This window comes from Tepidiphilus thermophilus, from assembly GCF_001418245.1.
Taxonomy (GTDB): domain Bacteria; phylum Pseudomonadota; class Gammaproteobacteria; order Burkholderiales; family Rhodocyclaceae; genus Tepidiphilus; species Tepidiphilus succinatimandens.
On sequence record NZ_LIPU01000002.1, the window covers coordinates 282,299 to 288,665 of the forward strand.

Consider the following 6,367-nt stretch of genomic DNA (forward strand, 5'->3'; position numbering starts at 1 on the left):
TAGTTCTTGCAAATGAAAATGGTTATCGTTTACAATAGCACTATCTATTCGTTTAACAGCATCCGATATCCGTTTTCAGCCGCAAGGAGAATGAAGCCATGTGCGAGACCGCCTTCGCCACGACTACGCCTGCGCTCACCCTCGAGCCCCCACCTCCCTCGCTCTTCTCCCGCCTCGGGTCCCGTCGGCGCCGGCTATGGGAATTGTCGCGGGAAAGCCACTGCCCCGTGATCGGCGTCTGCCTGCCGCTGCCGCTGCTGCGCAAACTGGTCGGCAAGGCGCTCAGCCAGACAGCCCCGCTGGGGGATTACGATCTGCACGTCGGTGCCGTCAATGCCTGCACCCGTCGCAACCGGCTCTCCGAGCTGCTGCAAGAAGAACTCGATCGGCGTTACGCCACCGTGATCCGCCGCTACAAGGCAGCCAAGACGAGCGAAGCACTCGAATCCCTGTGGCAGGAAGCAGTCGACGAGGGAGACGTGGCCGGTCCCTTCTGGGCCACCCTCACCCATCCGCGCTGCACCCCCGTGCTCGAACTCGCCTTGTGTCGCGAGATGCACATGCTGCAACACCAGGCCGGCGCCACCACCCGCGTCGAGCGAAGCCGCTTCGAAGCGCTCATGCAGGAAAATGCCACCCTGCTGCGCGAACTCGGCAAAGTGCAAGAACGGTGTACCCGTCTCGTGACGGAGAAGACCCAGGAACTCGAACGACTCCGACAAGAGCTGATGCAAGCGCGCGCCGCCCTGCTGTGCCGCGACACCACCATCGCGTGCCTGCGCAGCGACTTGGCGGAAGTGCGCGAAACGCTGCCCGAGCTCGAACCCCGGCTGCAACTCAAGCGCAAACTCAACGCGGAAAAAGCCCATACCAAGGCGCTCGAGCAGCAACTGGCCGCACTGCGCCAAGAACTCAGCCGGGCCCAGGCCGAACTCGCCGCATCACGGCAGCACAGGAGCAAAGCGCCGACCTGTGCAGAAGCGTGTCCGTCTGCCGGGCAACCCTCGCCCCACGTCGCCGCCGAGCCGCAGCTACAGGACAAGACCATCCTCTGCGTAGGCGGACGCAGCGGAAACGTCACCGATTATCGCAGCATCATCGAACGCATAGGCGGGCGCTTCGTTCATCACGATGGCGGTCTGGAAGACAACCTCGGACAGCTCGATGCCAACCTCGCCGCAGCCGATCTCGTCATTTGCCAGACGGGATGCATCAGCCACAAAGCCTACTGGCGGGTCAAGGACCACTGCAAACGCACGGGGAAACGCTGCGTCTTCGTCGACAACCCCAGCGTCTCTGCGCTTGCCCGCACCCTCTTCCCCCGACTCGAGGAGAACGAAGCCGCAAAAAACGCCACGGAAGACGCGAATCCTCATTGAATCGACATTTCTCATCCATCCATCAAGGACGAAATCATGATAGATACCCTATCCGAAGCCGACCGCCGGGCCGCCATCGAAGCCCTCAACCGTGTGCTCGAGGTCGAGCTCGCCGGCGTCGTGCGCTACACGCATTATTCGCTCATGGTCTACGGGTATAATCGCATCCCTATTGTCTCTTGGCTCAAAGACAACGCCAAAGACGGGCTCGATCACGCGCAACGGGTCGGAGAGCTGATCACGCTGCTTGGCGGGCACCCCTCGCTCAAGATCGGCACCCTCCTAGAAACACAACGTCATGACATCGAGGAAATCCTGCGGGAAAGCCTCGAGCATGAACGCCTGGCGCTCCAGGGTTATCATGATCTGTTGAAAATCACCCAAGGGAAATCCGTTCTGCTCGAAGAATTCGCCCGAGAGATGATCGTCGAGGAAGAAATGCACTTCGACGAAGTCAACAAGATGTTGCGCCGCCCCGGCGAGCTCGCTCCTTTCCGCGATTGACCCCTGTCCGGGTCGTGAGCAACACACGACTCGGTTTTCCATCCTTCATCAGCCCCGAGGAAAAAACGATGTACAAAAAAACGCTCGCCCTCTCGCTCACCAGTCTCTTCTGCCTGCCGGCGCTCGCCCAATCGGGCGTGCAACTCTACGGCTCGGCCGACGCCTTCTTCAAATACGGCAAGGTGATGGGTGACAGCACCGCCGGCATCGACGACGGGGGTATCGGCAACAGCTTCTTCGGTCTTCGCGGCGAAGAGGAACTCGGAGCCGGCCTGAAAGCCGTCTTCGTCCTCGAGGAAGGCTTCAGCATCGACAGCGGCAAATCCTGCTGCATGAGCGAGGAAGATTCCTCGTCCAACTCCGGCAGCGAAACCTTCACCCAGCAAGCCTACGTCGGCCTCAAAGGCGCCTTCGGCCAGATCGCCCTGGGGCGCCAATATGCCCCCGGGTATTTCACCGACCCCTACGACGCCTTGCAAGGCATGACGCCCAGCCCGCAGAACTGGCTCTCGCAGCTGGCCAACCTCACGATCACCCCCAACGCCCCGGCACGCTGGAACAACTCCGTCGGTTACACCGGCGAATTCGAGACCGTCGGCGTGAGCGCCATCTACTCGGCCGGCAACCTCGAGACGGACCAGGCACACGGCGCCTCGCGCACCGACGACGACAAGTACGGCCTCGGCCTGCGCTACGAGAACGGCCCCTTGAAAATCGGCGCCATCTACCAGGCCGTCAAATACAAGGCGCACTACGACGGCGGTTGGCTCGAGGCCTCTTCCGGCGAAGACGAGACGCAGAAAGACTGGATGCTGGGCGCAGCCTACGACTTCGGCTTTGCCACCCTTGCCGGCTCCTGGCAGCAGGGTCGTGACGTGCTCGGTGCCAGCGGGTTCGACGTCGATCTCTGGCAGATCGGCCTCATCATCCCCGTCGTGGGCGAAGACACGTTCAACCTCGCCTATGGCCAGGCCAAGCTCGACGGCGGCAATCCCATCATGGGCGAGGGCGGCAGCGTCAAGCCCAAGTCGCTGGGCGCGGCGTATCTGCATCCGCTCTCCAAGCGAACCACCGTCTACGCCGCCTACACCTGGGTCGACCACGACGATCTGCGCTGGGATCAGGCCACCGCCCTCGGCCAGGACGACAATGGCCACAAAGCCGACGGCGAGGTGGACGATACCAGCCTCTTCTACCTCGGCCTGAACCATCGCTTCTGAGCCCGACAGGGTCTCGCCCCCGGGATACCCTTTCCGGCAAAGGCATCAGGCAGAAAGCGCTTCGGCCAGATCCCGACGCAGGGCGGCGAGGTAGCACAGACCCGAGATGGCGCGGGTGCCGTACCACGACACCATTTCGCCGTCGACGAGCGTCACCGGCACGTCCGCACCGAGCAGGCGACGTGCCTCCTCGGCGTGCTCCTCGCCGAAGCGATAGGGTTCGGAAGGCAGCAGCACCCGTGCAATGCCCGCCCGGTGGACGGATTCTTCGTCGATCACGGGATAACGGGGTTCCTCGATCGCGGGCCAGGTCTGCCAGCCGACGGCTTCCAGCATGGCGGAGATCCAGGTACTGCGGGCCACCGTCATCCACGGCCCGCGCCAGATCGGATAGAGCACGCGCTCCGGCGGCAGGGAGGCGGCGATCGTGCGCGCGAGTTCCAGCACCGATTCGAAGGCCTGCACGGCGTAGTCCGCCGCCTCCTCGCGGTCGAACACCCCGCCGAGCAGGCGAAAGAGCGCGACGTTGTCTTCCAGGCGGCAGGGGTGGGTGACGATCACCTCGATGCCGGCCGCGGCGATCGCCTCGACCTGTTCGCGCCGGTTCTCGTCGACGTTGGCGATGACGTGCGTCGGCTCGAGGGCGAAGAGGCGCTCGAGCCGCACGTCCTTGGTCCCTCCCACCTTCGGCACCCCCTTCACCTCGGCGGGATGGACGCAAAAACCGGTGCGCCCCACCACCGCCTCGCCCAAACTGAAAGCGAAGAGCGTCTCGGTGAGCGAAGGCACCAGCGAGACGATGCGCGGCGTGCCCGTGACGCGGCGATGCGGCACCCCGAGCGCGTCGTACCACAAGGCCTCAGCCATCTCGCGGAGCTCCCGTCGGGGAGGTTCCGACCGTGCCCTCTTCGCCCTGTCGACCGCCTGCCAAGGCGGCCGCCGAAGTCGAGGATTCTCCTGCCGCCGCAGCGGCGTCGCCGACGTCGATCTCCCCGACGCAGGGCGGTCGGCGCAAGCCGGAGAGCAGACGCGCCACGTCCTCTTCCTCCAGGGTTTCCTTGGCGAGCAACTCCCGGGCCGCCGCCTCGAGCTGGTCGCGGTTCTCGCGGAGCACGGCGAGGGTGCATTCGAAGGCTTCCATGACGATGCGCTGCACCGCCGCATCGATGCGCTCGTGCAGCGATTCCGACACCCCCAAGGTCTCGCCCGGCATGGGAACCTGCGCGTCGAGGAAGCGCGGACGGCTCTGCTCGAATACCACGAAGCCCAGCTCGTCATCCATGCCGTAGCGCGTCACCATGTCGCGCGCGATCTGGGTCGCCCGCATCAGATCGTCGGCCGCGCCGGTGGAAAGGCGATTGAAGACGAGCACCTCGGCGGCGCGCCCGCCGAGCAGCACCATGATCTTGTGGCGCAGCTCCTCGCGGGTCATGAGGTAGCGATCCTCGGAGGGACGCTGCAGGGTGTAGCCGAGCGCACCGATGCCCCGCGGCACGATGGAGATCTTGTGCACCGGATCGGCTCCCGGCAGCGCGCGCGCCACCAGCGCGTGCCCGATCTCGTGATAGGCCACCACCCGGCGCTCGCGCTCGCTCAGCACCCGGGTCTTCTTCTCCAGGCCGGCGACGATGCGCTCGAAGGCGGCGGTGAAATCGGACTGGGCCACGGCGTCGGCTCCGCGGCGGGTGGCGACGATGGCCGCTTCATTGACGAGGTTGGCCAGATCCGCCCCGCTGAAACCGGTGGTCATGGCTGCGATCTGCTCGAGGTCGACTTCCGGCGCCAGGCGAATCTTCTTGACGTGCACCTTCAGGATCTGCAACCGCCCGTTCTTGTCGGGCCGATCGACCAGGATCTGCCGGTCGAAGCGCCCGGGCCTCAGCAGCGCCGGATCGAGGATCTCTGGGCGGTTGGTGGCCGCCAGCACCACGATGCCGGTCGAGGAATCGAACCCGTCCATCTCGGCGAGCAGCTGGTTGAGCGTCTGCTCTTTCTCGTCGTGCCCACCGAAGCCCGGATAGGCCCCGCGGGCGCGCCCCAGCGCGTCGATCTCGTCGATGAAGATGATGCACGGGGCGTGCTTCCGTGCCTGCTCGAACAAGTCGCGCACCCGCGCCGCGCCCACGCCGACGAACATCTCCACGAATTCCGAACCGGTGATGGAGAAGAACGGCACTTTCGCCTCCCCTGCCACCGCCTTGGCGAGCATCGTCTTGCCGGTGCCCGGAGGTCCTACGAGCAGCACGCCCTTGGGCATGCGGGCCCCGAGCCGGCCGTAGCGCGCCGGATCTTTCAGGAATTCCACCACCTCCTTGAGTTCGGCTTTGGCCTCATCGACGCCGGCCACGTCGTCGAACGTGACCCCGGTATCCTGCTCGACATAGACCTTGGCGCGGCTCTTGCCGATCGACATGAACCCGCCCATGCCCTGCTTCTCGATCACGCGCCGGAACACGTAGTACCACAGCGCGAAAAAGACGAGCACCGGGACCACCCACGAGAGGAGATCGCGGAAGAACGTGTTTTCGATGACGCGGGTATAGGGAACGTTGTAGCGGTCGAGCCGCGCGGCCAGATCCGGCTCGACCCGCGCCGTGGCGATGGCGACCTTCCTGCCGTCCGGCGTCTTGAGGCGGCCGGTGATCACCCGGTCGCCGATGATCACCTCGGCCACGCGCCCCTCGGCGAGCGCCTGCTCGAATTCCGGGTAGGACACCGTCTCTACGGTATTGGCCGCCTGCCACTGGCTCTGCAAAAAAAGCAGCAGGGCGATGGCAATGAGCCAGTAGCCGACGTTCCACTTGCGCAATTGCTCTTCGTTCATGCCCTTCCCCTTCAGGGTTCGTCGCGCCAGGGAATACCGGCGCGTTCGAGTAGCCGCCGCAGCCGCTCGATCTCGTCGATGAGCTCCATCATCATCGCCGCCGCGGTGAAACTCGCTTCGAAATCACGCATCAGGCGGCGCATGCGGCGCACCCGCTCCAAGGCCACGCCCTCGAAGCGCGGCGCCCCGGCCTCGACCTGCCCGGCCTCGATCAAACCCTCCTCCCATAGGGTGCGCACGAAGGAAGGCGAGGCGCCTGCCGCCTGCGCCAACTCTTCGAGCGTGAGCCAGCGCTCGCCGCCCAGCCATTCGCAATGCACCACGATCGCCGTCTTCATCGCCGCATCTGCTCTCAAAAACGTACGCAAAAGTGCGCACGGTTTTCTTCCTGCCCCGAGCCGTCTCGATGACCGTGCTCGTGCCTGACAGGCGTGACTTTC

General features: G+C 64.8%; 6 protein-coding genes. 3 read left to right on the forward strand and 3 right to left on the reverse strand.

Annotated elements, in window-relative coordinates:
* Positions 1–98 precede the first annotated feature (98 nt).
* From ASC37_RS03090 to ASC37_RS03100, 3 genes are all read left to right on the forward strand, one after another.
* The gene (locus ASC37_RS03090) at positions 99–1,379 is read left to right on the forward strand and encodes a DUF2325 domain-containing protein (RefSeq protein WP_055422964.1); all 1,281 of its coding nucleotides are present in this window, start codon (positions 99–101) and stop codon (positions 1,377–1,379) included.
* Between the two features lie 36 nt (positions 1,380–1,415).
* Positions 1,416–1,883: a ferritin-like domain-containing protein gene (locus ASC37_RS03095; protein ID WP_055422965.1), complete on the forward strand. Its 468-nt coding sequence runs from the start codon at positions 1,416–1,418 to the stop codon at positions 1,881–1,883.
* A gap of 68 nt (positions 1,884–1,951) precedes the next feature.
* The gene (locus ASC37_RS03100) at positions 1,952–3,103 is read left to right on the forward strand and encodes a porin (protein ID WP_055422966.1); all 1,152 of its coding nucleotides are present in this window, start codon (positions 1,952–1,954) and stop codon (positions 3,101–3,103) included.
* Between the two features lie 45 nt (positions 3,104–3,148).
* Here ASC37_RS03100 and ASC37_RS03105 read toward each other — a convergent pair whose 3' ends face one another.
* From ASC37_RS03105 to ASC37_RS03115, 3 genes are read right to left on the reverse strand one after another with little or no spacing between them, the layout of a single operon-like run.
* On the reverse strand, positions 3,149–3,970 hold the full coding sequence (locus ASC37_RS03105; protein WP_055422967.1) for a helical backbone metal receptor: 822 nt from the start codon (positions 3,968–3,970) through the stop codon (positions 3,149–3,151).
* Positions 3,963–5,927, reverse strand: a complete 1,965-nt coding sequence (gene ftsH / locus ASC37_RS03110; RefSeq protein WP_082438346.1) for an ATP-dependent zinc metalloprotease FtsH — start codon at positions 5,925–5,927, stop codon at positions 3,963–3,965. The genes ASC37_RS03105 and ftsH overlap by 8 nt, the downstream gene beginning before the upstream one ends.
* Positions 5,928–5,938: 11 nt before the next feature.
* Complete coding sequence (locus tag ASC37_RS03115; protein WP_055422968.1) at positions 5,939–6,265, reverse strand: chaperone modulator CbpM; 327 nt, start codon at positions 6,263–6,265, stop codon at positions 5,939–5,941.
* Between the last annotated feature and the right edge of the window lie 102 nt (positions 6,266–6,367).

Excerpts from the sequence above, each read along its gene's own strand:
- ASC37_RS03090 (WP_055422964.1), top strand. The coding sequence starts at position 99 with ATGTGCGAGACCGCCTTCGCCACGACTACGCCTGCGCTCACCCTCGAG.
- ASC37_RS03095 (WP_055422965.1), top strand. The coding sequence starts at position 1,416 with ATGATAGATACCCTATCCGAAGCCGACCGCCGGGCCGCCATCGAAGCC.
- ASC37_RS03100 (WP_055422966.1), top strand. The coding sequence starts at position 1,952 with ATGTACAAAAAAACGCTCGCCCTCTCGCTCACCAGTCTCTTCTGCCTG.
- ASC37_RS03105 (WP_055422967.1), bottom strand. The coding sequence starts at position 3,970 with ATGGCTGAGGCCTTGTGGTACGACGCGCTCGGGGTGCCGCATCGCCGC.
- ftsH (WP_082438346.1), bottom strand. The coding sequence starts at position 5,927 with ATGAACGAAGAGCAATTGCGCAAGTGGAACGTCGGCTACTGGCTCATT.
- ASC37_RS03115 (WP_055422968.1), bottom strand. The coding sequence starts at position 6,265 with ATGAAGACGGCGATCGTGGTGCATTGCGAATGGCTGGGCGGCGAGCGC.